Genomic DNA, 23,429 nt, shown 5'->3' with positions numbered 1-23,429 from the left:
CTATGATCGCCAGCTATTTGCTTCGATCATACCCCAAATTCACACGGCTCTAGTTCGCGATTCTCAGCCATCCGCGACGAGTGGCATAGATCAGGCGATCGATCGCCGAGCGTTCCTCTTCACTAATCGAGTGTTGCAACAATACGGATTGCAGTTGTTTGCGGTTATCAGAGGTCAATTCACCTGTATGGCAAACCTGAAAGACCAATTCGGCAATATTGAAACCAGAAGATATGGTATTTGGTTGAAACATGATCGTATTAAAGTTGATTTTTAAGAAATGACCAAATGAGCTAGAATCCTCAGCCCTAGCGATTGAGATCTCTGATATCCAATAGTTGGACGGGTTGACCTTGACCGCCAGCTCTGAATCTATAAGACCAAAATAATCGAAACCAACCCTAGCTTCTGTGAGACTCCTCCAACATTACCGTGATGTGTATCACATGAAGAAATCTAGACCAATATCTAGACCAAAAAGAATGAGGCTTGACAAAAAACAGAAAGTATGATATTAAACACAGTTTTTTAACCCTAGACCCAAGCCTAGGGATTATCCCCGAAGCACCCCAACACCATACTCAGAAGACAATAGGGTAAACTGAGTCTTAGTTTTATGCAATTCTAGGCTCATTTATACCACTATGCCCCACCTAAAGACCTTTCAGCAATTTTTGAAACAATTCTTGATTATTACGGTCATTTCATTTATCTTCACTGAGATTGGATTTCGACTTTATAATTCTATCAATCCCTCATTTATCTTTTATGATAAATCCTATGGTCGATTTCGAGGTAAACCCCTGTCTAAACATTATGACTTCACCTTGAATTCTCAGGGGTACAAAGATTTAGAATTTGAAACTCAAAAAACCGAAGGAATCTATAGAATTATTGGCATAGGAGATTCCTTTGCCTTTGGTGTTGTCCCCTATGAGGAAAATTATTATACCCTAGTTGAGGAGCAGTTACAAGCACAAAACCAATCCGTAGAACTGTATAATTTCGGCATTCCTAATCTAAATCCTAAAGATTATCTAGCGCTCTTGCTCAATGAGGGATTAAATTACGATCCCGATATGATTATTGTTTCCTTTTTTCTGGGTAATGACTTCTTAGATAGTCGAGATCAAAATCTCTCCCAACCCTTGTACACTTATTCCTATGTTGCCTCCTTTTTTAAGTTCCTCTGGGATCTGCAAAAAAGTTATGAAGGCCAGTGGGAACTCCCAGAGAATATGGTTTACGATGATAACATGAAGGTTTTTACGGATGAAAATTATCTGGCGATGGAGATACGCCGCAGTAAAATATTCATCAAAAACAATCCTGAGTTTAGTCAAACTTTTGACTATGCAATGCAGTTTATCGATCAAATGAATGAGATAGCACAACAGCGTGATATTGAGTTTTTAGTCGTCATTATTCCTGACGAAGTACAAGTCAATATGGAGTTGCAAAATCAAGTCATTGCGGGACTAGATATGCAGTCGGAACAATTTGATTTTGCCTTACCCAATCGGTTGATGGCGGAAAAACTATCTTCTCTTAATATTGATTATCTGGATTTGTTAGAACCCTTTCAATCTACGTCCCAAACAACGCGCCTATATCGTCCGAATGATAGTCATTGGAACATTGCAGGAAATCGATTAGCGGCCACAGAAATTTATAAAACTATTTTACCGAAGTTGTCTGAATCTCGGCAGGATTAGCTACTTCGATCTGTCCCCTGAGATGCCGTTAAAAGATCCATTCAATGACCCGATCTGATGTTCTAGTTAATATAGTCATGTTGCTGACAGCACCATGAGTTATTGCTGCTGCAAGTGTGAAAATATGAAAAGGGGGTCTCTTAAACGATTGCCTAAGTAGTACAATACTACATTAGTATCTAACAAAATCAACAGTTCTGCCACTACTATTCGCCCCTGATTTCCTTCTGATATTCTAAAGGGTCTTTTCCCAATTGAATTGCGCCAGCATATTTGGCTATATCGAACTCTTCTTTGCTATTAGCGATCGCCTGTTCATCGATCCAATCTAAGAAGGGTTGAGAACCGGCAATAATAGGTAGGGCAATGATTTCGGGGACTTCATAACTGTGGAGTTCCCGAACCCTGGCTTCTAGGGTTTCAAAGAGATTGAGTTTCGTTCTAACCATCAGTTGCCACTCGCTGTGTCGTTCAAGTTTGCCCAGCCAAGTGTAGGTGGAAAAGACGGGGGTAATGCTCACCGAAGCAGCAAGCTGGGATTCAACCAAAGACAAGGCGATCGCTTTTGCCTCTTCTTCAGAAGGGGCTGTTACCAGAACCAAACCATAGGAAGTCATATCAAAATTTACGTTTTCTAAGGGTGACCATACAACTAAGCTTAATCCCAGAAACCTCTAGTTTACAGAGACTAGGGTTTATTGCTAAGTTGTTGAGATAGTGATTTATACAGGTTTTGAGTGATGGTTGTCATGGAAGGTATGGGGACTCCCATCGGTAGCTATGCGCCGGATTTTGAAGTGCCGGGTGTGGACGATCGGGTGCATCATCTAGCCCGCTATATGGAAAAGCATCAGGTCATTGGTGTCGTGTTTATGGGTAACCAATGCCCATATGTGGCCGAGCTTCTTGAGGCTTTGAAGCAACTTCAGCAGGAAGTGCAAACCCAAGAGGTGACTTTTGTGGGGATGAATGCGAATCAGGGTTCGGAGAATTCAGGGGAGAGTTTTGAGCAAATGAAGGAATTTGCCCAAGAGCATCAGCTTAATTTTCCCTATCTGCGGGATGTGACTCAAGATGTGGCTCAGTGTTTTGGGGTAACCCAGACTCCAGAAGTGTTTTTGCTCAATCATGAGGGAAAATTGTGTTATCGCCGGGGACTGACTGAAGAAGAGAAGGCCGTAGAGAGATGGATTGAAGATATCCGGGGGGCGATCGCCCAAATCCTGCAAGGAGAAGAGGTAACCTATCCCATTCCCAAGGTATTGGTTGGCACTGCGATTCAATGGCGCTCCTGAGTCAAACCCCAGGCGGCAAAAAAAACTCTTCGGGAAGATTGTCATCATCTGCTATCTTAGGTGAGAGCAATTCGTACTGAACAATCGATCTGGAGATTACAGAGTCTGGGCATGGGGACAGGTTATCAGCGCATATTACTAAAACTCAGTGGTGAGGCCTTAATGGGAAACCTGGCCTATGGCATCGATCCCGCGATCGTGCATAATATTGCCGAACAAGTGGCGGAAGTGGTAGAGAGTGGCATACAAGTGGCCATTGTTGTCGGTGGAGGGAATATTTTCCGGGGTGTGAAAGGGGCTGCTGCTGGCATGGATCGGGCAACGGCTGACTATATTGGCATGATTGCAACGGTGATGAATGCCATGACTCTACAAGATGCCTTAGAACAAATCGATGTGCCGACTCGGGTACAAACGGCGATCGCCATGCAAGAAGTGGCAGAACCCTATATCCGTCGTCGGGCTATGCGTCACTTGGAAAAGGAACGAGTGGTGATTTTTGGCGCGGGTTCGGGGAATCCGTTTTTTACCACCGATACCACGGCGGCATTAAGGGCTGCTGAAATTAATGCGGACGTGATTTTTAAGGCGACTAAGGTAGATGGAGTCTATGATAGTGACCCGAAAACCAATCCGGAAGCCAAACGCTATGAGAGCTTGACCTATCAGCATGTTTTGGCCCATGAATTACAAGTGATGGATAGTACGGCGATCGCTTTGTGTAAAGATAATGATATTCCCATTTTGGTCTTTGACCTGTCGGTGAAGGGCAATATTCGTCGCGCCGTCATGGGAGAGTCAGTTGGAACAGTTGTAGGAGGTTCCTGTGAAATTAAATGAGATTGAAGAATTAATGCAGAAGGCTGTTGAATCGACTCGCCATTCTTTTAATACGATTCGGACGGGACGGGCTAATAGTGCCCTCCTAGACCGGATAATGGTGGAATACTATGGTACGCCAACTGCTCTCAAATCCCTAGCGAATATTAGTACCCCAGATGCCACTACTATTTTGATTCAACCCTATGATAAAACCTCGTTAACTCAGATTGAAAAAGCCATTTCTCAATCAGATGTGGGATTAGTACCCAACAATGATGGTCAGGTCGTGCGACTGAATATTCCTCCATTAACAGAAGAGCGCCGTAAAGAATTTGTCAAACAAGCGGCCAAGTTAGCAGAAGAGGGTCGAGTTTCTGTGCGGAATAATCGTCGTCAAGGAATTGATGATACTCGCAAGAAAGAGAAAAACGGCGATCTGACTGAGGATGAATCCCGGAGTTTACAAGATGAGATTCAAAAGCTGACGGATAAGTATATTCAGAAAATTGATGATCTGTTAGCTGAAAAAGAGAAAGATATTACCACAGTTTAAGACGTTGGTCTCAGTCTGAGGTCTCTTTTTACCCGCTTGCCTCTAGGGTTAAGCGGGAATGGCTAAGTTTAAAGCAGGCTGGGTTTGGCTGGGCCGCACAGTATAGGCTACATGCATGGGATAGCCGTAGTTAGCATAGATAAAATCAATATGCCTGAGTGCCGTTTCCCGATGGCGATAGGTTTTGAGTATGGTTTGATTTCCGTTGGCGTATTCAAGGCAAACGTCCCAAGTCATCATTGGTTTCTCCTTTAAGTCAAAATCGCGTAAGACTACGATAGGCTTTATGAAGTTTTCATGAAGCTGTCTTTGATTTTGATCCTAATCCACCCTGGTGGAGTTTGAGTTCAGTGATCGTACTTATTTTTGAAGAAAAATTAAAATTTAGTTCCGAAAAAGTAAGGAAAACATTCAGAAAAGCTGGCAGGAATCGAGCAGAAATTGCCGGAATGCAGCAAAAAAAAGCTGTTAAGGAGTGTTATCGTACAGTTGTCAAAATCTGGAAGAAAGTGATCCTATGTTTGATTGCATGATTGTTGGAGCAGGGCCGGCTGGGGCAACGGCGGCTTATCATTTGGCTAAACAGGGCCGTTCTGTGGCGATCGTAGAACAGGCAGCATTTCCTCGGTATAAACCCTGTGGTGGGGGAGTGTCTCCAGCGATCGCCCAATATTTTGATTTTGATCTCGATCCTGTGGTTAATTTGAAGGTGAACCAACTGCGCTACACCTGGCAACTCGACGATCCGGTGAAGGTGAAGCTACAAGAGCAACAGATGCTGATCGTGCGTCGGGATAGCTTCGATCAGTTTTTGGTCGAACAGGCTCAAAATCAAGGGGCAACCCTCAAAGATAATACTCCAGTAACGGGAATTGAGTGGAAAAGCGATCGCTGGGAACTGAAAACTCCCCAAGGAACCCTTGAAGGGCGCTATCTGATCGCTGCGGATGGAGCCAAAGGGCCCATGGCCAAATGGCTAAAAATCAAACAGGGTAAGGAAAAACTGGCAGGAATTTTACAGATCTCTGGGCTACCCACAGAGGAAAAACTCGCTCTACATTTTGATTTTGGCAGCCTCAAAAATGGATTTATTTGGAACTTTCCCCAAAGTGATGGCTATGGGATCAGCGCCACCACATTCCAGGGAGGAGATGCCAAAAAGCTGCAAGAGACTCTAGAGAGCTATTGCCAAGCGAGTGGAATTCAAGGGGGAACGGTGCAATATCATGAGCATTCCGTGCGTTTGTGGGATGGCGATCGCTCTTTACATACCCAAAACGCCCTAGTTGCCGGTGAAGCCGCCCAAATTGTCGATCCCCTTTCTGGGGAAGGTATCCGTCCCTCCATTTTTAGCGGAGTCAAAGCAGCAGAGGCGATCGACTCAGCCCTTGGTGGCAACAGCAATGCCCTAGAAACTTATAGCCAAACCCTGTCGGAAGTCTGGGGTGCAGACATGAAATGGGCTGCCCGCATTAGTGGCGTTTTTTATAAACTGCCCAAAGTCAGTTATCGAGTCGGTGTGAAGCGACCAGCCGCCAGTAAAATCATGAGTAAAATTCTCTGTGGACAACTCAGCTATGCAGAAGTAGCCGGAGCTGCCATTAAACAACTGGGAAGCGGACTGTTTAAGTAGAATTCTGTGGCCCTAGTGCCATGACACAGCTAAAATAGTGCATTAGCGTAGGGTGGGTTAGGCGGCTAAAACCTAGACTCTGACAGCAATCTATCAATCCGCCGTAACCCACCATTTTAGGGTTGTCACGGCACTAGGGTAGGGATAGCACAAGAAACGCAATCAAGCCTTCATCGCTTCTGGCGATCCCTCTTTTCTCATTTTCCAGAAGGCTAACACTTCTGGCGATCGCTTCCCTAAATTCAATGATTGACTATCAACCTCCCTTATATTTCAATGATGGTTTAATCCAAACCCTGGCTGTAGACTACTGGTATGGCACAACCTGGCAAAAATGGGGCGATCGCGCCCCCTGGTTACGCCATCTGCCCCCAGTTCCTTGGCAAGAACAGATCTTCACCGGTGCTGAAGGGGTTCCCCTCTGGGGAATCTGGAGTTGTCCCCCCCATGCCAAAGGCACGATCATCTTCAATACCGGAATCAACGGCATTGTTAACCAGGAGTGGTACGCGACTTTACTCGGCCGCAAAGCTTACCACCGTAACTTTGCCATTCTCCTCTACGACTGGCGAGGTCACGGGAAAACTGCCGAACTTTCCCCTATCCCCTCCTCCTACGGTTGGCGAGAAGGACAAGATCAAGTCCATCTGGCCGAACAACTGATTGCCCTGGGTTGCCCGACTCCAGTCATTCTCACCGGTGCGTCTATGGGGGGACAATTGGCTTTATGGGGAGTCAAAGCAGCCATGGAAACTGATTCCTCCCCGATCTGCGGCGGAGCGACCTTAGCCACCAATCTCGAATCTAACCGTTCCCTAGCCCATCTACAAAGCACGGTTATGGGTCGAAAAATCGAGCAGAGTTTTGTACGAAAATTTCGCGCTGAAGCCGAAAAACGGCAAAAATTGTTTCCCCAGAGCTTAAAACCGGATGCTCTAGAACGGATGACTTCAGTAGATCGGTGCGATCGCGAAATGGTCATCGACTACTACAAGTTTAACAGCGTTGAAGACTATTATCAGCAAACCAGCGCCCTATACTTTTTAGACCAGCTTACCCTTCCTTACTTAATTATTTATGCTGAAGACGATCCCCTATTCGATCCAAAAATCATCCCACTCATGAAGCAATACATGGGACAAAACCCCAACGCCCATCTGATCCTGACGAAAAAAGGCGGTCATATCGGTCACATTAACAAGCCTAACCGTTTAGAAGATCGATTTTGGGCCATGAATCGATTACTCGACTTTTGCGAAACCCTAATAGCGCCAACCCCATTCCCTCAGCACCCGAAGCCTACATAACCCCCTTAAGAACAGAAATATGATAGAACAGAACGAAAGATCGATACAGATTACCAGCGCCGTGCGGTATGTATCGGCACGATAGACCCCTTACTAGGCTGACATGAGTAGCACGATCGCCAGACTGTGGCAAACGATAGTTAACCTGATTAACGAAATTTCCAATACTTCCATCCTCACAATTGGCAATGAACCGATCACCATTTTTGCCATTATCAATATACTCGTTGCCTTAGTCATTGTCCTTGTCTGTGCCAGGCTGCTGAAAAACTTCCTCAAATATCGCCTACTCCGCAAGCTCAAAATTGACGAAGGCAACCGTCAGGCGATCGCCACCATTGTCAGTTACAGCTTCTCCACCATTGGTTTTCTCATTATTCTACAAACCAATGGCTTTGATATAGCCTCTTTAACCGTACTCGCAGGGGGTTTAGGCGTTGGTATTGGTTTAGGACTACAAAGTATCACCAAAAACTTTACCAGTGGACTCACCTTACTGGTTGAACGTAAACTGCGCGTCGGCGATTTTGTCGAATTTGAGGGCATGGATGGTTATGTCCAAGAAATCTCCCTACGCTCCACCTTAATTCGCACCCGGCGCGGGGGTTCAGTTGTTGTTCCCAATAGCCATTTAGTCGAAAATATTATTCTTAATTGGAATTATGAATCCCCCACCAATCGGATTCACATTCCTGTCGGTGTAGAATATGGTAGCGATCCCGTTCTCGTCACTGAAGCCCTCTTAAAAGCTGCTTATATGGAGCCTTCAGTCAGCTCAGAACCGCCCCCCAAAGTAATTTTTATTGGCTTTGGAGCCAGCTCCTTAGATTTTGAACTCTGGGTTTGGGTTTCCCGTGTAGATTTAGAACCCCATATTACCAGTTCTCTCAACTTTTTAATTGAATATCACCTCAGACAATACAATATTACCATTCCCTTCCCTCAGCAAGATCTATGGTTGAAAAATCCAGAAGTTCTCTATCCCATTGGACGCAGAAAATCGGAAGCCCAGGATTTTTTAGAAATTACCCAAAAAGAGGCCATTCAACAGCCCAAGCCTCTAGCCTTACGGAATTTACTGCCCCAAGTCACCTACTTTGAAAATTTTACCGAACTGGAATTAAGACAACTGATTGAAGTGGGATGTCGGCGACGGTTAAGAGAAACTGAAGTGCTATTTCGAGAAGGAGATCCAGGCGATGGGTTTTATATCGTCTTATCGGGAACTGTGGAAGTTTATGTTGAAAAAATTAACAAACATTTAACTCATTTGGGCCCAGGTAAGTTTTTTGGAGAACTCTCTTTAATGTTGGGCATTCCCCGCACGGCTTCAGTTCGCGCCGTTGAAGAGACGATTTTATTTGCCATTAATCATAAAGGATTTGAAAAACTCTTGCAGCAACACCCAGAACTGTCTGAGGTGATTGTGCAGGAGTTTGCTAAACACCAAGAAGAACTTTCTGAGCGACAAAAGCAGTTGCGAGAAATGGGACTCGTGGATGCTGCTGAAGATGATAAAAATCCGGTGGTTTGGGTGAGAAAACGGCTGAAAAATTTATTTGGTGTTTGATACAGAACTTTAGGAAAAAGGCAAAAGTTATTTCCTGTTTACTATATCCCAGCGCCAAGCGCTCTAAAGATTACGCTGAAATTCTTCGAGCAAATCCATTAAATTTAACTGGGCTTGCATCGGCATTAAATCTAGCAGGGGAACTTCCCGACGACCTCCGCCCAGTTTCACAGTGATAGCTTGTAGAATTTCTAAGACTTGATTTTCTTCGAGGCGATTTTCTTCTAGTAGAGGATAAAGGCGCTCTGCTAACGGGGTATGAAGATGGGCATCATTGAGATAAAGATGCCATTTAGCAATATCCATATAGACATTTTCACCAATTTCTGCGGCTAATTTCTCGATAGCTTCAGTGGGATAGATGCTGCTCATGGGTTTTCCTCCTACTCAGGTTCGGTTGAATCGACCTATTTGAGACCTTAGCGCTCAATTGAAGATCTGGCAAGGGTTAAGGATAGAGCGCTTCGCGCGGTAATAGGTAACAGGTAATGAGTATATATGCCCGTAACATTCTTAATTTTGATAGGCTCTGGAAGGGTGAATAACTCCATAGAGCAATGAATAGTCTGGTGCGATCGCCCCCCCTGTGAAGGCCCCAATAGATCCTTAAAAGAGTCTAAGATTGCCCTGTAACGGTCGAAAAGCTGATACAATCCGTAAAAGTGCTTAATGATTTGATAAAAGGTTCCTGGATGACCAATTACAGTAGTTCTGAAGCCGTAGCCGATCTTAATCGCCGAAGAGTGATTAATACGCTCACCTTAACCGTTCCTAGAATTGGGTTCATTGTGGCGATCGCCGCAGTCATCTGGTGGGAAAAATCGGTTGCCCCCCTTGACATTGCCTTACTCGTCGGTTTTTACATTCTCACCATTCTAGGGGTGAGTGTGGGATATCATCGCTTATTTTCCCACAAAGCGTTTAAGACTGGGCCAATTCTGAAAGCCCTGATTGGTATTTGTGCTTGTATATCGACTCAAGGAACGATCTCCAGTTGGGTCAGCCACCATCGCCAGCATCACCTCTATAGCGATCAACCCGGAGATGTTCATTCCCCCCACCTACACGGAAAAAGTTTGTGGGGAAAAATCCAAGGATTTTGGCATGGCCATTTTGGTTGGATGGTCGGTGCGACTTGGGTGGAACCCTTACCCTATATTAATGACTTAAAGAGCGATCGCGTCGTGCAATGGGTCGATCGCTTTTGTTTACTCTGGATATTCCTTGGTTTAGCGCTCCCGGCAGCCATTGGCGGAGCCATTTATGGATCTTGGGAAGGTGCTTTTCAAGGTCTCATTTGGGGCGGTGCATTGCGAATTATGCTCAGTTTCCAAGGAACCCTCACGGTTAACTCCATTTGCCACTTGTGGGGGACTCAACCCTTCAAGACTGGAGATTTCAGCCGCAATAATCCCCTGATTGCCATGATTACTCTAGGGGAAGGTTGGCACAATAACCATCATGCTTTTCCTTACTCTGCTCGGTTTAGCATGAATTGGTGGCAAATAGACTTTTCCTGGTGGGTGATTGCCCTCTTGCAACGTCTGGGTTTAGTCTGGGATGTTAAATTCCCTTCAGATCAAGATATTGAGCGCAAACAAAATGAGAGTGCTGTTGCAGCGAGTTAGCTGCTAGTGCGGGTATAGCTAGGGAGCCAGAGGTTACCACGACTCAATATCAAAGGTTTCAGGAGTGCGGGCATCTTGCCCGCTTCTTAACGATAGCTAGCTTAATTAGGTTGGGTTTCACTATTGTTTAACCCAACCTAAACAGAGGATTAATTATCTAGGGGAACAAAATCATAGCCGAAACCGGTACTATTGCCGGGTTGAACTTCGACTAACTGAAGGCTCTGATTGCGATCGCCCGATGGCAAGAAGCGAATGGTTCCCGATGCTCCACTGACCTGAAAATTTGAGGCTAACAGAGTCTGCTGAATGCCAGAACGACTCGGATCGCGGGCGATCGCCTCTAACAACACTTGAGCCGCATCATAGGCTAAAGCCGTGCGCCAATTCACCTGGCCGCCCCATAACTGGAGGCTCTGTCGGGCAAAGGGAGATTGGGCATTCGCCAAAAAATGCCAAGGAATCGCTACCACCATCCCCACAGCCTTTTCCCTACCCACATTTAAAACATCGGGTTGATATAAACTATCCCCGCCCAGAAGGGGCAACTTACCGTCATTAATAATAATCACATCTAGAGCAGCATTAAAAACTGTGGAATCCGAAGCCAGTAAAATCACTTCAGCTCCTTGACTGGTAGCTTGTTGAACCGCATTACCCGCACTAAACATCAAGCTGGCAAAGTCCAACTCAGATACCACCTCTCCCCCATCAGCAAAGAGGGCAGTGGTAAAGCTATCCTTGAGCGACCGACTATACTGGCTGTCAGAATTAAAAAATACCGCCACCTTTTGTTTTTGTAACTTTTGGAGCAAATAACGAGAGAGAGTTGTACCCGTAAAGCGATCGCTGGGAACAGTACGAAAAATATAACTGCCTGCTTGCGACAACTCCACGGATGTAGAGGTGGGAGAAATCATCACCAACTGCCCCCTCTGATAAACAGGAGCAGCCGCTAAACTCACCCCACTGCTAAAATGGCCAACCACACCCAAAACCTGCTCATCCGCAACTAACGCTTGGGCAATCTCAACAGCAGCCTCTGGATTATTCCCATCGTCAGCAATCAAAATCTCTACAGGAGTCCCCTGAATCCCTCCCTGTTGGTTAATCTCCTGTTGTACTTGGGCCACACCACGCAGCAATTCTTGGGCAGCATTAACCTGGGTAGTAATGGGGACAGAGACAGCCAGAGTATAAGCCCTTTGTCCAGCAATGCGGGCATTATTCAGATAGATGAGTGCTTCGGGATCGTTGCGGTTCAGACTTAAAGACGCTTCTAAATCAGCGATCGCCCCTTGCCAATTGCCCTCAGCCATCTGAGTCACCGCACTACGTTTCTGGGGTGTAGCTTCCTCCTCAATCAACAACCGCTCTCCACGACTGAGCCGCTCTTCCACAGGCCCCAAGGCGGTCTCAGCATTGGAAGTTTCAGTTTCAACTGCACTGGGAAGGATCTCCCCCTCTCCCCGATTCAGGAACCACCATAAACCGAAACCCACCAGCCCCAAACACACAATCAGGGCGATTAACAAAATTCGGGTGTCATTCTTCTGAGCCATTTGTTCTATCCAAATCACTTAAAATAAAAACAGGGGTATTTGATATATTGCCCCTATTTTTTTAGGTGAGTGGGGAGTGGGGAGTAGGCAATCTAGCGCTTCTCTCTTCTATGGAGTACAGCTTGAAGGCTAGACCCTAAGCCATACAAGCGATTGCCTATTGCCTTTTGCCTATTGCCTTTTGCCTAGCGCTTCGCGCTATATACCCATTCCCCATTCCCCATTAGGCTTTAGCCGCAAAAATCTTTTCTAAGACCTCTTCCACAGCCTTATCGGGAGTGGACGCACCTGAAGTAATACCGACGACAATTTCGCCAGAAGGCAACCAATTGTCCTCAATAGTAATCTTGCCATCCAAAGGTTTATGTTCAATACGATTATCAGCCAAGATGCGATCGCCCCCATCAATATGATACGAAGGAATGTTTCTGGCGATCGCAATCTCTTGTAGATGGGTCGTATTCGACGAATTAAACCCACCAATGACCACCATCAAATCCAGCTCTTCTTCCACCAAGCCTAACATCGCGTCCTGACGCTCTTGAGTCGCATCACAAATGGTATTAAAACTATGAAAATGCTCCGTCAAGGTATCAGGGCCATACTTTTTCATCATCGTATGCTCAAACAACTTACCAATCTGCTCCGTTTCACTTTTGAGCATGGTGGTTTGATTGGCAATTCCCACCCCGACTAAATCCCGATCCGGATCGAACCCTTCCGAGCAAGCGCGACTAAACTTTTGCAAGAACTCCTCTTTATCTCCCCCATGGAGGATGTAGTTACAGACATACTCGGCTTCCTCCAAATTCAGCACAATTAAATAGGTTCCAGCAAAAGAACTGGTCGCCACCGTTTCCTCATGCTTATACTTGCCATGAATAATCGAAGTGTAGCTTTTTTTCTTGTGTCTTTCCACCGTATTCCAGACCTTCGACACCCAAGGACAAGTGGTATCCACAATTTTGCATTGCTTCTCATGCAGTTCTTTCATTTCCTGGACGCTTGCGCCAAACGCCGGTAAAATCACCACATCTCCTGAGTTCACCACCGAAAAATCCTTGGTATTCCCCTCAACCGGAATAAATTGCACATTCATCTGGCGCAGATGGTCATTGACAGCCGGATTATGGATAATCTCATTGGTAATCCAGATATCTTCCGTGGGGAAATGTTCGCGGGTTTCATAGGCCATCGCCACCGCTCGTTCTACTCCCCAGCAAAAGCCAAAGGACTCGGCCAATCGAATGGTAACGTTTCCCTGAGTGAGAGTATAGTTATTCTCCCGCAACTTTTGCACGAGGGGACTTTGATAGGCCGTATTCATAAGCTGGGTCACTTCAGCCTGATGGCCAAACCCTTTGCGATGGTAATTTTCAGATTTTTTAAGCGTGCGAGAAAAGGCTTTGGTATCCATGGATAATTGATGATTGTTGGTTTTGAGTTCGGGATAACCGAGTCTCGGTTTGGCCCCTAGACTCCCTGGTGCAGTTGCAAACAGGGGATATAGATCAAGATAATATACTCCTGGGGCCTGAGCTAGGGCCAGCAAAAATTAGACAGGGGTGTTTGATGCGGGTCTTTAAAATGGATCGGGGAGCGTTCAAACTCCCTATCGCCCTATCGCCCTATCTCCCCATCCTGTAAAATTAACTATTGCCTCCATACTCCGTCCCTAGAATTTCACATGAACATTTTGACCAAACTCTTCTCTCGACCCACAATGAAACCCCTCTTCGGTCAACGGAATCGAGGCATTGAAATCAAATCAGAACCCGAAATCGAGATTATGCGAACCAGTGGTAAAATTGTGGCTACGGTTCTCTCTGAAATTGCTGAACTCGCAGAACCGGGCATGACGACGGCCGATCTCGATGCCTATGCCGAAAAACGGATTCGTCAGATGGGGGCAACACCGAGTTTTAAGGGGTATCATGGCTTTCCGGCTTCTATTTGTGCCTCCGTAAATCATCAAGTGGTTCATGGGATTCCCTCCCGTAAACAAGTCCTCAAATCAGGGGATTTATTGAAAGTAGATACGGGAGCCTACTATCAGGGTTATCACGGTGATTCGTGTATTACAATTCCCGTGGGTAAGATTCCGGCATCAACCCAAAAACTCATGGAGGTGGCAGAGCAAGCCCTCTATGAAGGGATAAAGCAAGTGAAGCCGGGTAATACGCTGCTCGATATTGCGGGTGGAATTGAAGATTATGTGCAACCCCATGGATATACAATCGTTGAAAATTATACCGGTCATGGAGTGGGGCGTAACCTGCATGAAGAACCCGCCGTGTTTAACTTTCGCACGGATGCCCTACCCAATGTGAAACTGCGTCCGGGAATGACATTGGCGATCGAACCGATTATTAATGAAGGTTCAAAAGTTACTCGTGTTTTACCGGATCAATGGACGGTGGTGACGGTGGATAATGCCCTTTCTGCCCAATTTGAGCATACGGTTTTGGTGACCGAGAACGGTTATGAGATTCTCACCGATCGCACTCTATGAACCAGATTTGATACCAGCTCATTGCAGATAAAATTCCCCTAGGGTCAAACCTTCCATTAATCCAAAAGCTAAGATAGCGCTACCGAGAGGAACCGTTAAATTATCAATCCCAAAGCGAGAAAAGGCTTCTAAGAACGTGGCAAATAGGGCAACGATCGCCGAACCGATCCAGATTAAGCCCACATTGCCATACACGGGCAGTAAAATCAGCACACAGATGCCATAACTGACGGCAAACATGGTCGCTGTTCCTTCCCAAGTCTTTTTCATTTTGCCCAGGAAATAGGGATGAGTGCCGAAATTTTGACCCACTAAGGCTGCTAGAGCATCGCCCCAGGTCATAATCAAAATCCCCAGAGCGGCATAATAGGGTTGATGCAAGGGCCAAAACAGGGCAATTAACAGGCCAATACTCACCGAGTAGAAAAATGTGCCCCAACTTTGGCGACCGATGCCATTAATCCCCGGTAGGATAGGGAAAGAATAGGATAAAAGGGCGATCGCACTAAACACGATCGACGCTGCGATGCCAACCCAAGCGGGAATATCAAAGAACCAGGCCAACAGAATCACATTTCCTGAGCCAATATGGACAACTTTGCGAATCATTTCCGCATTCGCCCAAGGGTAGCGACTCAGCCAGACCGAGACTAGGAAGATTAGACCCAGCCACAGACTGATGGTAATGAATTTTAGCTCTAAGGTAAGAATAGGGGAAATGGCCACGATCGCCTACAACTTCCAGTTCTTGACTGCTCTATGTCTGATTCTCCCAGAATTTGGGTCAATTTGATCGCTCTCCTTCCTGTCTTCTCCTGCTGCCTTCCGAAAGAGTGCAGGGCCAATCGTGATAGGGTAAACCTTGAGCCTTGCGTTGCTTTTTTTGAAATCATGTTAGAGCTATACCAATTTGAATTTTCCCAATTTTCTGAGAAAGTTAGACTCATTCTCGATTACAAAGAATTGGAGTACCGTACCATTGAAGTGACTCCAGGGGTAGGACAACTGGAGGTGTTGAAGATTTCTGGACAACGGCAAGTCCCGGTACTCAAGGATGGCAATACCGTGATTGCCGATTCTACGGCGATCGCCTTATATTTAGATCGCCAATACCCAGAAAAGCCCATTATGCCCACGGAACCCCGGCAGCGCGGTTTATGCTTAATGATGGAAGAATGGGCCGATGAGTCCATTGGAGTCAAAAGTCGGAAAGCCCTCTATGGTGGATTGAGTCAAGACCAACTTTTCCGAACTGCCGTTTTACCCAGTCCTACTCCCGATTTTATTAAAACCCTAGTCGGTTCAGTGCCCAGAGAATTTTTCCAAGTTTTAGGCTATGGAGTCGGGGCCAGTCCAGAAGAAATCCAGGCAGCACAGGACAGCTTAAAACAAGATTTAGAGGCGTTAAGTTTAATTTTAGTCGATCACCCCTATTTGGTGTGCGATCGCCCCACTCTAGCCGATTTAGCCGTGGCTGGATTAAGCATTTTAATTAAGTTCCCTGAAGGGAATTATCTCAAGATTCCGGAAGCTTTACAAGGAAAAGGCATTCCAGGATTAGCCGATAATCCGTCCTATCAACCCTTTTTTGAGTGGCGCGATCGCCTCTACTCTAGTATCCGCAAATCTCCTGCTTCAAGTTCCTCCAATTCTTCACCCACTTCTATCGAAATCGAGTAAATTGAGAGAGGACAATTAGGGCTAGGGAATAGGCAACAGGCAATGGGTTATGGGTGTTCGGTTTCAGTATTTGAAAAAAGTCCTAACTGCCTGGGCGGTTGCTATACAATCGATGTTCCCCAAGCCTATTCCTAGTCGGTTCCTCGATCCCTATTATCGATTTCAATCCCTGGAAGAGATTACTTTAGCAGCTAGATTAGGGGTAAAAATTGATGTCAATCAAGCCACGGTGGATGATTGGTTACGGTTACCCCTTTTTTCGATTCATCAAGCTCGATTTCTGGTCAATCTCACGCAAGCTGGAGTGCAATTTTACGGTTTAGAAGATATTGCTGCGGCTCTGGAATTACCAGTAGAACGGTTACGCCCCATTGAGCCGATTTTACAGTTTTGCTATTACGATCGCAGCAGCCTTTGTTTGAATGTGAATCAAGTTTCTTTACCAGAACTTTTACAGATTCCCGGCATCGATCGCCCCTTGGCTGAAGCCATTGTTACCGAGAGAACTCAACAGGGAGAGTATCAAGATTGGGTTGATTTTCAACGTCGCTTGGGTTTATCGGGAGAGCAAATTAGCGCCTTGCTCCCTTATCTACGGTTTTTGTCACTCTCCGAGTTCAATGAATAGGAAATCTGCCAATTTAGCTATTGATACTCTATTTTATTCTATCTTCATTATCGGAGAGTGACAGAAAAAAAGGGAGGGAGTATAACTTTCTGCGGACATCTGGGATCAGGCGATCGCCAGAAAAACCAGTTGCTCTGTTATCATGCGTAAACAGACCATTCAATAATCTATTCCCTATTCCCCATTACCTATTCCCTAGCGCCAAGCGCTGTAATTGCCATGCTCAACACCCATGACACCTATACCTGTCCCCTGTGTCGCCATGGACAGATTTCTGCACTTACGTTGATGGATGCATTTGCCTGTAACTTTTGCCGTCATATTTTTAGTGCGAATCTGCAACAGCAAACCCTTCAGCTTGCAGATGGAGATCGCCCCTTTGCCTGGTACTGGACGGGTAAAACTTGGATTAATGCGACTATGGGGCGATCGGGCGATCGCTCGTACCTTCTCTGGTTGTTGAGCCTTCCCCTCATCCTCCTACCGCCCACTCTGATTGGATTAGCCTCTTATATCTTCCCCCCCGATCCTCAAAGTAGCGGCGCATGGTTGCCTCTGGTTTGGACTGGACTAACCTTATTGACCCATCTGCTTCTGGTAGCTTGGCTCATGTTTGAATATTATCAATGGCCCTTCTTTCAAGCCATCCTCATCCGTTGGCAACAGCGTCTAAGTCCCAGGTAGTACCAGTTTTTAATTTTTAATTTTTAATTGAAATGTATACTCGTTTTCTCTCTGCTACTCTGCTCAGTCTCGCTCCTAGCCTAGCTCTTAGCCTTCCCAGTGTCGCCAACCCGGTGATTGACCGCATCGCCTCAGAAATTACGGTTCGCATCGAAGGCCCCCAGGGGGGTAGTGGGGTTATTTTCGCCACGGAAAATGACGTTTATTATGTGGTCACCAATGCCCATGTGGTCGATCAACCCGGTGACTATACGATTATTACTCCAGATGGCGATCGCTATCGGGTCAGCCCTTCCCATCGGTTGCGGATGCCGGGTGAAGATATCGCCGTGCTGGCCTTTCACAGTCCAGAGACCTATCGCACCGCCGACATAGGCGATCCCCAAGCAGAGGAAGTGGGAAACCCCATTTATGTAGCCGGTTGGCCCCAGTCTGGGGGATCGGTTCGCCAACGGATTTTCGTCAATACTGAAGGAGAATTGATCCAACTGCTTCAGGGGGTCGATCAAAGCCAACTCCCCTTAAATTATACCAATGTGGTGCGGGTGGGCATGAGTGGCGGCCCGGTCTTAAATAGACGGGGAGAGGCGATCGCAATTAACCGATTAGTGCAATTAGTCGAAGATACAGATCAAATCGTCGCAGCCGGAATTAAAATCGATAAAATTTTAACCTGGTGGGACAGTGCCCCAAAACCCACCCCCACCGCAGCCGATTCTAGAGCAGTGCTAAGTGACACCCCCGCTCCAGCCACAGAAGCCGTTGTTGCCGGGGGATATCAGTTAAGTCAAACCCTACAACGGGAGGGAGGATTCTTAGGCGCAATAGTAATAGGAGAGACCACCCTCATCAGTGGTCATAGTGATGGGCAAATTATCCTCTGGAATTTAGCCACTGGAGAACCCATCAAAACCCTCACCGGTCATCAAAAAGCCGTCAATACTCTGGCCGTCACCCCCGATGGTCAAACCCTGATAAGTGGCAGCGAAGACCGCACCATTAAGCTCTGGAATTTACCCTCTGGAGAACTACAAAAAACCCTCACCGGTCATCGAGATGCCGTCTCTGCTTTAGCCATTAGTCCTGATGGTCAAACCCTCGTTTCTGGAAGCTGGGATCAACAAATTATGATTTGGAATCTCAACACCTATGAAACTCTCGAAACCCTTCCCGGTCATCAAGGGTTAATTAGTTCCCTCGCCATTTCTCCCGATGGCAAATGGTTAATTAGTGGCTCCCAAGATACCACCATTAGAGTTTGGGACTTATCTACGTTCAAATTAATTAACATTCTCAAAGGTCACCGTTTATCCGTTCTCGCTCTAGCCCTCAGTGCCGATAGTCAAACCCTAGCGAGTAGCGGTGGAGAAGGAGACATTAACATCTGGAATTTAACCACCGGAGAATTACAGCGAACCCTCAAAGGTCACACCGATGGCGTTTGGTCTTTAGCGCTGAGGGAAGATAATCAAACCCTGATTAGTGGCAGTTGGGATAAAACGATTCGGTTTTGGAATGTGCAGACCGGTCAGTTACAATCTACAGTAAAAGAACATTCAGATTATGTGATTTCCCTCAGTTTGAGTGCTAACGATCGAAGACTCATTTCTGGGGGATTAGATAATCAGATATTAATTTGGCAACGCCAGCCAAATTAATCAGGAGGAAAAGACCAGTTACCCATTTTTAATTTTTAATTGATATGATGTTTGATTTTTGGGTAAAAACCAGTGGAACCTGGATTAATGTAGCAACGGTATTGGTGGGAACGGGGTTAGGGTTGTTACTGAAAAATCAACTGCCCCAGCGCATTCAAAGCACCATTACTCAGGGTATGGGGTTAATTACTCTATATTTGGGGATGAGTATGGCGGGCAGTTTAACACAAGCGCAAGCGGGAACGGTGGATGGGGTGGTGTTGGCTGTGATTAGTTTAACTTTGGGTGGGTTGTTGGGGGAATGGTGGCAATTGGAAGAGCGACTCAATGCTGTTGGTTCTCAACTAAAGAGTTGGTTTCGGGGAGGGGGAAGGTTTACAGAAGGGTTTGTTACGGCTAGTTTACTCTTTTGTGTGGGGCCTTTAACGTTGGTGGGTTCCCTGAATAATGGACTGACGGGTGATGATAGTTTGTTGGCTCTGAAAGCAACGATGGATGGGTTAGTGTCTATTGCGCTGACGGGTAGTTATGGCATTGGTGTGGGATTTTCTATTCTCACCATCATTGTGTTTCAAGGGGGGATTTCTTTACTGGCGAGTAGCCTGACTCAAATTTTACCCAATCCCGCTAACGACCCGCGTATTTTCCTGGTAACTGGAGTCGGTGGAATTATCATGTTAGGCTTAGGCTTGAATTTGCTGGATATGGGTAAGCTGCGGATTGCCTCATTTTTGCCAGCATTGGCGTTAGCGCCGTTGATTTATGCGATCGCCCAAGTAATACAGAATATTATCACTTATTAGTTTACCATTGAATCTAGACAATGCTATCCTTTCAAAGTTTCTCATTTATAGGAGTTCTGGATGAAAATTAGCACAACTACCGGATTAGTCGGCTTTTTGTTAGCCTTATCCACCTTAAGTGCTTTACCCGCTCAGAGTACCTCAAGGTTATCGCCATCTTCGAGTCCCTCGTCTAATCTGGAGCAGCGCTTAAATCGGTTAACTCAAACCCTACAAAATCGGGAACAACAGTTAGAAAGCAACCCCTTATCTTCTGCCCTAGACTCTCCTCAAGATCTTGCTGCATTTCGCAATGCGTTCCGTAATGGTGGCGGTTTCCGCAATAGTGGCGGATGGCGTAACGGGTGGCGTGATGGCGGTAGTTTTGTTAACTTCCGTAACCGATAAGTAAAGGAGTTTTGACACTGGATAAGTCATCTTGCATCTTGTATTCTTATCCCTATTCGCTGACTTCTGCAAGAAGTTTATTTTTTACCCAGAGGAGAGTATGAAAATTACAACAACTACCGGATTAGTCGGTTTTTTATTAGCCTTATCCACCTTAAGTGCTTCACCTGCCCAAGCGACAGGGAGTTTATCTGAATTCTCTAGTGCTAATGTGGATCTGGAACAGCGCTTAAACCGATTAACGGAAACGTTGAACACGAGAGAACAACAACTGGCTCTAGAGGAGAAGTCTTTCTCTTCTGAGACCGGAAAAAACCCAGATTTGGCCCAATTTCGCAATGTGTTCCGCAATGGGGGGGGGTTTCGCAATGGGGGAGGATTTCGTAATGGAGGATTTCGTAATGGGGGAGGATGGCGCAATGGATGGCGTGATGGGGGTGGTTTTGTGAACTTCCGCAATTGGTAAGCAGAACCCAGAACTGACAGAATGGGGCAAGCATGGAGTGGAAGGGGGTTAGGAGATGATGTTATGCGATCGCCAGCTTCACCTCTGGTGGGCTGATTTAAATCAGTTTATGCCACAATTGGCCAAGTTGAAGTCCTGTCTCTGTGTCGATGAATTAGAGCGATCGCAGCGTTTCCACTTTGATGAGCATCGACACTATTTTATCCTGGCGCGGGGGCTTCTCCGCTCTTTAGTCGCCCAGTATTTAAAAGTTCATCCCTCTGAGATTCAGTTTACTTATTCTCAGCGCGGTAAACCCGCCGTAGCTGTCCCGAAATCTGACTTAAACTTTAATCTCTCTCACTCCCAAAACTATGCCTTGTATGGCTTTGCGCTCAATGCCCCTGTTGGTGTAGATCTCGAAGCAATTCGCCCCCTGAACGACTTAGACGGTTTAGCTAAACGGTTCTTTTTACCCTCAGAATATCAGCAGATTCAACGAACTCCAATTTCCGAACAACCCTATACCTTTTTTCGTTATTGGACGTACAAAGAAGCCTACTTAAAAGCCATGGGGGAAGGGTTAGCGGGACTCGAACAAGCCGAAATTCAATTAACGGAAAATGGGGCACAAGTGAGCGATCGCGCCTGGTCATTATATCCTTTGACCCCTGCCCCCGGTACAGTCGCGGCTGTAGCTATTGAGGGTAACAACTGGCAACTGGTGCAACAACAGGCGATCGCCAAAAACGAAACCCTACTAACTCGTTAGCAGGGTTTTTGAGAATGTTGTTTCGATTTACCCACCTTGAAAAATAAATTTGAATCGGGATGACAGGATTTGAACCTGCGACATCCTGCTCCCAAAGCAGGCGCGCTACCAAGCTGCGCTACATCCCGGATGAACCTAAGTAACACTATAACCCATATCAGTCCGATTTGGCTAGAGCCAATCGAAGGGATAGATCGTTGAATCCTGTGCCTTGAACAGAACGTTTAGCCACAAAAAAAAGAGGGGGAAGACCGGTAAAGGGTTTGCTCCTCAAGTCAACCTGAGTCGCGATCGCCAAGAGTCGATACAGTTCCATGCCGTCTCTCTTTCCTAATTAGGATACCAAAACATCCCCTTAATTCCTTCTGGATCTTGGAGAAAACCCAGATTTCGGTAAAATTCCACCACATGAGGATCAGCAAACAAGGTAATGTTGCTAATATCTTCACTACGGAGTTTCTTAATTGTATGCTTCATCAGGGCCTTACCCAGACCTCTCCCTTGGAAAGCTGGATGAACCACCACATCCCAGAGAGTCGCATTAAATGCGTGATCCGAGGTTGCCCTAGCAAAGCCAATCAACCGACGATGGTTGCCTCGTAAATCCCACATCGAAATCACCAGAAAGCTATGCTCGATCGCTTTTTTGACTTTCCGTAAAGGACGGCGAGACCAACCAACCGCATCACATAGCTCTTCAAGTTCGTATAGGTCGATGTCCCGATTCGTGCTAAACACAATACGGGAAACCTTTCCAGAATCGCTCTTGAGATCCAAAGTAGCAAAATATTCCAGTGTTTTTCCTGGACTCGTTGTTATCGGAGTATCAGAGCTGCTAAACAAGCTTTTCCAAAAACCCATGCAGGTGTAATTGAAGTAGTCAAAGTTAAATAAACAATATTAGCTTAGTATATCTCCCCTAATCTTTTCCTTCTATTATGGCTCAGGGTTTAAAATCCTCTACCTTAGAACTGCTCAAACGCTTTAACCGAGCGTTCCCGCAATTTTATGAACAGTTTGTCAGTTCTGACATCCAACTGCAAAACCTGAAACTGGCCTACCAACTCTACAAACGCCAGAAAGCCGTAATTGAAGTGCGTACAGAAGGGACGAAAAGCGCTCTCCACTTTGCTTATCGGAATCAGTCGTTCCTATTGAGTGATATCTTTGGCGTTCTGGCTGCCTATGGATTAACCATTCATAGCCTCAGTCTCTATGGTCAAATTCATCCCCCGATGCTGGTGTTCATCAAGTTGGTGGTCTCTAGAGGGGGGAAAGCGCTGATGGAGAAAACAGCCGAAAATGTCTGTCGAGCCATTCAGGAGGCCTTAGCGGGTCATTTTGAGGTGGAGGAAATGTTGGCGGTGGAGTTTAACCTGGATGCGGGGCTAGAACAGGTCGATACAGAGTTTTATGTCGATCCGGTGTTCCATCTACCGGCTTTACTGATTGAGGCGGATAATCAGCCGGGATTGTTCTACAAGGTGATGTACGCCATCTGGCAAGAGGATCTATTGGTCGTGAATGCCAATCTGTTGGTCTGGAGGGGGCGGACTCGGTTGATTCTCTATTTGCTCGGGCCCAATGAAAGCTTAATTCCGGAATATCTGGGTCAGAAGATTGCCGAAAGTGTGAAGCAGAGGCTATTAGGTGATCTGAATTAGCTTAGAGCCTTAACTTGCGACTCATGTCTATTGCCTAATGCCTATTGCCTAATCCTATTCCCCATTCCCCATTCCCTATTCCCCATTCCCTATTCCCTATTCCCCATTCCC

The 23,429-nt window shown here is 46.1% G+C and carries 27 protein-coding genes and 1 tRNA gene; 18 read left to right on the top strand and 10 right to left on the bottom strand.

Annotated features, from left to right (window positions below; all coding sequences use genetic code 11):
* Nucleotides 1–49: 49 nt before the first annotated feature.
* Nucleotides 50–253, bottom strand: a complete 204-nt coding sequence (locus PMG25_RS16290; RefSeq protein WP_283760803.1) for a hypothetical protein — start codon at nt 251–253, stop codon at nt 50–52.
* A gap of 391 nt (nt 254–644) precedes the next feature.
* Here PMG25_RS16290 and PMG25_RS16285 point away from each other — a divergent pair, with 391 nt between their 5' ends.
* Nucleotides 645–1,715, top strand: coding sequence for an SGNH/GDSL hydrolase family protein (locus PMG25_RS16285; RefSeq protein ID WP_283767953.1), 1,071 nt, complete (start codon nt 645–647; stop codon nt 1,713–1,715).
* 206 nt (nt 1,716–1,921) lie between these two features.
* Here the strand turns inward: PMG25_RS16285 and cutA are convergent, their stop codons facing one another.
* Nucleotides 1,922–2,332 (bottom strand): divalent-cation tolerance protein CutA, encoded by a 411-nt coding sequence (gene cutA / locus PMG25_RS16280; protein WP_283767952.1) that lies wholly within the window; start codon nt 2,330–2,332, stop codon nt 1,922–1,924.
* Nucleotides 2,333–2,455: 123 nt separating this feature from the next.
* On the opposite strand from cutA, the gene PMG25_RS16275 reads away from it, so the two are divergent.
* The 3 genes from PMG25_RS16275 to frr all read left to right on the top strand — a co-directional run bounded on the left by PMG25_RS16275 (nt 2,456) and on the right by frr (nt 4,385).
* Nucleotides 2,456–3,010 carry a redoxin domain-containing protein gene (locus PMG25_RS16275; RefSeq protein WP_283767951.1) on the top strand — a complete coding sequence of 185 codons (555 nt, stop codon included), beginning with the start codon at nt 2,456–2,458 and terminating at the stop codon, nt 3,008–3,010.
* 111 nt (nt 3,011–3,121) lie between these two features.
* The gene (gene pyrH, locus PMG25_RS16270; protein WP_283767950.1) at nt 3,122–3,850 is read left to right on the top strand and encodes a UMP kinase; all 729 of its coding nucleotides are present in this window, start codon (nt 3,122–3,124) and stop codon (nt 3,848–3,850) included.
* Nucleotides 3,837–4,385 carry a ribosome recycling factor gene (frr, locus tag PMG25_RS16265; RefSeq protein ID WP_283767949.1) on the top strand — a complete coding sequence of 183 codons (549 nt, stop codon included), beginning with the start codon at nt 3,837–3,839 and terminating at the stop codon, nt 4,383–4,385. Before pyrH ends, frr begins: the two co-directional genes overlap by 14 nt.
* Nucleotides 4,386–4,433: 48 nt before the next feature.
* Here frr and PMG25_RS16260 read toward each other — a convergent pair whose 3' ends face one another.
* Nucleotides 4,434–4,622 carry a hypothetical protein gene (locus tag PMG25_RS16260; protein WP_283767948.1) on the bottom strand — a complete coding sequence of 63 codons (189 nt, stop codon included), beginning with the start codon at nt 4,620–4,622 and terminating at the stop codon, nt 4,434–4,436.
* A 280-nt stretch (nt 4,623–4,902) separates the two neighbouring features.
* On the opposite strand from PMG25_RS16260, the gene PMG25_RS16255 reads away from it, so the two are divergent.
* From PMG25_RS16255 to PMG25_RS16245, 3 genes are all read left to right on the top strand, one after another.
* Nucleotides 4,903–6,018 carry a geranylgeranyl reductase family protein gene (locus tag PMG25_RS16255; protein WP_283767947.1) on the top strand — a complete coding sequence of 372 codons (1,116 nt, stop codon included), beginning with the start codon at nt 4,903–4,905 and terminating at the stop codon, nt 6,016–6,018.
* Between the two features lie 245 nt (nt 6,019–6,263).
* On the top strand, nt 6,264–7,325 hold the full coding sequence (locus PMG25_RS16250) for a YheT family hydrolase (RefSeq protein ID WP_283767946.1): 1,062 nt from the start codon (nt 6,264–6,266) through the stop codon (nt 7,323–7,325).
* A gap of 103 nt (nt 7,326–7,428) precedes the next feature.
* A complete protein-coding gene (locus PMG25_RS16245) occupies nt 7,429–8,895 on the top strand; it encodes a cyclic nucleotide-binding domain-containing protein (protein WP_283767945.1) in 1,467 nt (488 codons plus the stop codon).
* Nucleotides 8,896–8,958: 63 nt separating this feature from the next.
* Here PMG25_RS16245 and PMG25_RS16240 read toward each other — a convergent pair whose 3' ends face one another.
* Complete coding sequence (locus PMG25_RS16240; protein ID WP_283767944.1) at nt 8,959–9,267, bottom strand: DUF3181 family protein; 309 nt, start codon at nt 9,265–9,267, stop codon at nt 8,959–8,961.
* A gap of 320 nt (nt 9,268–9,587) precedes the next feature.
* Here PMG25_RS16240 and PMG25_RS16235 point away from each other — a divergent pair, with 320 nt between their 5' ends.
* A complete protein-coding gene (locus tag PMG25_RS16235) occupies nt 9,588–10,523 on the top strand; it encodes an acyl-CoA desaturase (RefSeq protein WP_283767943.1) in 936 nt (311 codons plus the stop codon).
* 149 nt (nt 10,524–10,672) lie between these two features.
* Here PMG25_RS16235 and PMG25_RS16230 read toward each other — a convergent pair whose 3' ends face one another.
* Both PMG25_RS16230 and PMG25_RS16225 read right to left on the bottom strand, forming a co-directional pair.
* Nucleotides 10,673–12,085, bottom strand: a complete 1,413-nt coding sequence (locus PMG25_RS16230) for an ABC transporter substrate-binding protein (RefSeq protein WP_283767942.1) — start codon at nt 12,083–12,085, stop codon at nt 10,673–10,675.
* A 223-nt stretch (nt 12,086–12,308) separates the two neighbouring features.
* Entirely contained in the window at nt 12,309–13,502 is a 1,194-nt protein-coding gene (locus tag PMG25_RS16225; protein ID WP_283767941.1) for a 4-hydroxy-3-methylbut-2-enyl diphosphate reductase, read from the bottom strand.
* Nucleotides 13,503–13,772: 270 nt separating this feature from the next.
* Here PMG25_RS16225 and map point away from each other — a divergent pair, with 270 nt between their 5' ends.
* Complete coding sequence (gene map / locus PMG25_RS16220; protein WP_283767940.1) at nt 13,773–14,597, top strand: type I methionyl aminopeptidase; 825 nt, start codon at nt 13,773–13,775, stop codon at nt 14,595–14,597.
* 18 nt (nt 14,598–14,615) lie between these two features.
* Here map and PMG25_RS16215 read toward each other — a convergent pair whose 3' ends face one another.
* A complete protein-coding gene (locus tag PMG25_RS16215; RefSeq protein WP_283767939.1) occupies nt 14,616–15,323 on the bottom strand; it encodes a diacylglycerol/polyprenol kinase family protein in 708 nt (235 codons plus the stop codon).
* Between the two features lie 165 nt (nt 15,324–15,488).
* On the opposite strand from PMG25_RS16215, the gene PMG25_RS16210 reads away from it, so the two are divergent.
* The 8 genes from PMG25_RS16210 (at nt 15,489) to PMG25_RS16175 (ending at nt 21,654) form a co-directional block, all read left to right on the top strand.
* On the top strand, nt 15,489–16,277 hold the full coding sequence (locus tag PMG25_RS16210) for a glutathione S-transferase family protein (protein ID WP_283767938.1): 789 nt from the start codon (nt 15,489–15,491) through the stop codon (nt 16,275–16,277).
* Nucleotides 16,278–16,326: 49 nt separating this feature from the next.
* Nucleotides 16,327–16,905 (top strand): ComEA family DNA-binding protein, encoded by a 579-nt coding sequence (locus PMG25_RS16205; protein WP_283767937.1) that lies wholly within the window; start codon nt 16,327–16,329, stop codon nt 16,903–16,905.
* A 219-nt stretch (nt 16,906–17,124) separates the two neighbouring features.
* Nucleotides 17,125–17,589 (top strand): hypothetical protein, encoded by a 465-nt coding sequence (locus PMG25_RS16200; protein WP_283767936.1) that lies wholly within the window; start codon nt 17,125–17,127, stop codon nt 17,587–17,589.
* 32 nt (nt 17,590–17,621) lie between these two features.
* The gene (locus PMG25_RS16195; protein WP_283767935.1) at nt 17,622–19,247 is read left to right on the top strand and encodes a trypsin-like peptidase domain-containing protein; all 1,626 of its coding nucleotides are present in this window, start codon (nt 17,622–17,624) and stop codon (nt 19,245–19,247) included.
* Between the two features lie 44 nt (nt 19,248–19,291).
* Complete coding sequence (locus tag PMG25_RS16190) at nt 19,292–20,050, top strand: DUF554 domain-containing protein (RefSeq protein WP_283767934.1); 759 nt, start codon at nt 19,292–19,294, stop codon at nt 20,048–20,050.
* Between the two features lie 60 nt (nt 20,051–20,110).
* Nucleotides 20,111–20,437 carry a GrrA/OscA1 family cyclophane-containing rSAM-modified RiPP gene (gene grrA / locus PMG25_RS16185; protein ID WP_283767933.1) on the top strand — a complete coding sequence of 109 codons (327 nt, stop codon included), beginning with the start codon at nt 20,111–20,113 and terminating at the stop codon, nt 20,435–20,437.
* A gap of 100 nt (nt 20,438–20,537) precedes the next feature.
* Nucleotides 20,538–20,903: a GrrA/OscA1 family cyclophane-containing rSAM-modified RiPP gene (grrA, locus tag PMG25_RS16180; protein WP_283767932.1), complete on the top strand. Its 366-nt coding sequence runs from the start codon at nt 20,538–20,540 to the stop codon at nt 20,901–20,903.
* A gap of 55 nt (nt 20,904–20,958) precedes the next feature.
* Nucleotides 20,959–21,654 (top strand): 4'-phosphopantetheinyl transferase family protein, encoded by a 696-nt coding sequence (locus PMG25_RS16175; protein WP_283767931.1) that lies wholly within the window; start codon nt 20,959–20,961, stop codon nt 21,652–21,654.
* A 54-nt stretch (nt 21,655–21,708) separates the two neighbouring features.
* Here the strand turns inward: PMG25_RS16175 and PMG25_RS16170 are convergent.
* The 3 genes from PMG25_RS16170 to PMG25_RS16160 all read right to left on the bottom strand — a co-directional run bounded on the left by PMG25_RS16170 (nt 21,709) and on the right by PMG25_RS16160 (nt 22,515).
* A tRNA-Pro gene (locus PMG25_RS16170) sits at nt 21,709–21,782 on the bottom strand.
* A gap of 29 nt (nt 21,783–21,811) precedes the next feature.
* A complete protein-coding gene (locus PMG25_RS16165) occupies nt 21,812–21,970 on the bottom strand; it encodes a hypothetical protein (RefSeq protein ID WP_283767930.1) in 159 nt (52 codons plus the stop codon).
* 14 nt (nt 21,971–21,984) lie between these two features.
* Nucleotides 21,985–22,515, bottom strand: coding sequence for a GNAT family N-acetyltransferase (locus PMG25_RS16160; protein WP_283762714.1), 531 nt, complete (start codon nt 22,513–22,515; stop codon nt 21,985–21,987).
* A 77-nt stretch (nt 22,516–22,592) separates the two neighbouring features.
* Here PMG25_RS16160 and PMG25_RS16155 point away from each other — a divergent pair, with 77 nt between their 5' ends.
* Nucleotides 22,593–23,318 (top strand): ACT domain-containing protein, encoded by a 726-nt coding sequence (locus PMG25_RS16155; RefSeq protein ID WP_283767928.1) that lies wholly within the window; start codon nt 22,593–22,595, stop codon nt 23,316–23,318.
* Nucleotides 23,319–23,429: the final 111 nt, after the last annotated feature.

The sequence above is a fragment of the Roseofilum capinflatum BLCC-M114 genome, assembly GCF_030068505.1.
Classification (GTDB): Bacteria; Cyanobacteriota; Cyanobacteriia; order Cyanobacteriales; family Desertifilaceae; genus Roseofilum; species Roseofilum capinflatum.
The sequence above is the reverse complement of the archived record's forward strand: the minus strand, read 5'-3'. Positions and strand labels throughout refer to the sequence as shown.

Excerpts from the sequence above, each read along its gene's own strand:
- PMG25_RS16160 (WP_283762714.1), bottom strand. The coding sequence starts at position 22,515 with ATGGGTTTTTGGAAAAGCTTGTTTAGCAGCTCTGATACTCCGATAACA.
- PMG25_RS16205 (WP_283767937.1), top strand. The coding sequence starts at position 16,327 with ATGGGTGTTCGGTTTCAGTATTTGAAAAAAGTCCTAACTGCCTGGGCG.
- PMG25_RS16225 (WP_283767941.1), bottom strand. The coding sequence starts at position 13,502 with ATGGATACCAAAGCCTTTTCTCGCACGCTTAAAAAATCTGAAAATTAC.
- PMG25_RS16260 (WP_283767948.1), bottom strand. The coding sequence starts at position 4,622 with ATGACTTGGGACGTTTGCCTTGAATACGCCAACGGAAATCAAACCATA.
- PMG25_RS16175 (WP_283767931.1), top strand. The coding sequence starts at position 20,959 with ATGATGTTATGCGATCGCCAGCTTCACCTCTGGTGGGCTGATTTAAAT.
- PMG25_RS16285 (WP_283767953.1), top strand. The coding sequence starts at position 645 with ATGCCCCACCTAAAGACCTTTCAGCAATTTTTGAAACAATTCTTGATT.
- PMG25_RS16165 (WP_283767930.1), bottom strand. The coding sequence starts at position 21,970 with ATGGAACTGTATCGACTCTTGGCGATCGCGACTCAGGTTGACTTGAGG.
- grrA (WP_283767933.1), top strand. The coding sequence starts at position 20,111 with ATGAAAATTAGCACAACTACCGGATTAGTCGGCTTTTTGTTAGCCTTA.
- PMG25_RS16195 (WP_283767935.1), top strand. The coding sequence starts at position 17,622 with ATGTATACTCGTTTTCTCTCTGCTACTCTGCTCAGTCTCGCTCCTAGC.
- pyrH (WP_283767950.1), top strand. The coding sequence starts at position 3,122 with ATGGGGACAGGTTATCAGCGCATATTACTAAAACTCAGTGGTGAGGCC.
- PMG25_RS16250 (WP_283767946.1), top strand. The coding sequence starts at position 6,264 with ATGATTGACTATCAACCTCCCTTATATTTCAATGATGGTTTAATCCAA.
- PMG25_RS16230 (WP_283767942.1), bottom strand. The coding sequence starts at position 12,085 with ATGGCTCAGAAGAATGACACCCGAATTTTGTTAATCGCCCTGATTGTG.
- PMG25_RS16245 (WP_283767945.1), top strand. The coding sequence starts at position 7,429 with ATGAGTAGCACGATCGCCAGACTGTGGCAAACGATAGTTAACCTGATT.
- cutA (WP_283767952.1), bottom strand. The coding sequence starts at position 2,332 with ATGACTTCCTATGGTTTGGTTCTGGTAACAGCCCCTTCTGAAGAAGAG.
- PMG25_RS16210 (WP_283767938.1), top strand. The coding sequence starts at position 15,489 with ATGTTAGAGCTATACCAATTTGAATTTTCCCAATTTTCTGAGAAAGTT.
- PMG25_RS16200 (WP_283767936.1), top strand. The coding sequence starts at position 17,125 with ATGCTCAACACCCATGACACCTATACCTGTCCCCTGTGTCGCCATGGA.
- PMG25_RS16290 (WP_283760803.1), bottom strand. The coding sequence starts at position 253 with ATGTTTCAACCAAATACCATATCTTCTGGTTTCAATATTGCCGAATTG.
- map (WP_283767940.1), top strand. The coding sequence starts at position 13,773 with ATGAACATTTTGACCAAACTCTTCTCTCGACCCACAATGAAACCCCTC.
- PMG25_RS16255 (WP_283767947.1), top strand. The coding sequence starts at position 4,903 with ATGTTTGATTGCATGATTGTTGGAGCAGGGCCGGCTGGGGCAACGGCG.
- PMG25_RS16235 (WP_283767943.1), top strand. The coding sequence starts at position 9,588 with ATGACCAATTACAGTAGTTCTGAAGCCGTAGCCGATCTTAATCGCCGA.
- PMG25_RS16275 (WP_283767951.1), top strand. The coding sequence starts at position 2,456 with ATGGTTGTCATGGAAGGTATGGGGACTCCCATCGGTAGCTATGCGCCG.
- PMG25_RS16190 (WP_283767934.1), top strand. The coding sequence starts at position 19,292 with ATGATGTTTGATTTTTGGGTAAAAACCAGTGGAACCTGGATTAATGTA.
- grrA (WP_283767932.1), top strand. The coding sequence starts at position 20,538 with ATGAAAATTACAACAACTACCGGATTAGTCGGTTTTTTATTAGCCTTA.
- PMG25_RS16155 (WP_283767928.1), top strand. The coding sequence starts at position 22,593 with ATGGCTCAGGGTTTAAAATCCTCTACCTTAGAACTGCTCAAACGCTTT.
- PMG25_RS16240 (WP_283767944.1), bottom strand. The coding sequence starts at position 9,267 with ATGAGCAGCATCTATCCCACTGAAGCTATCGAGAAATTAGCCGCAGAA.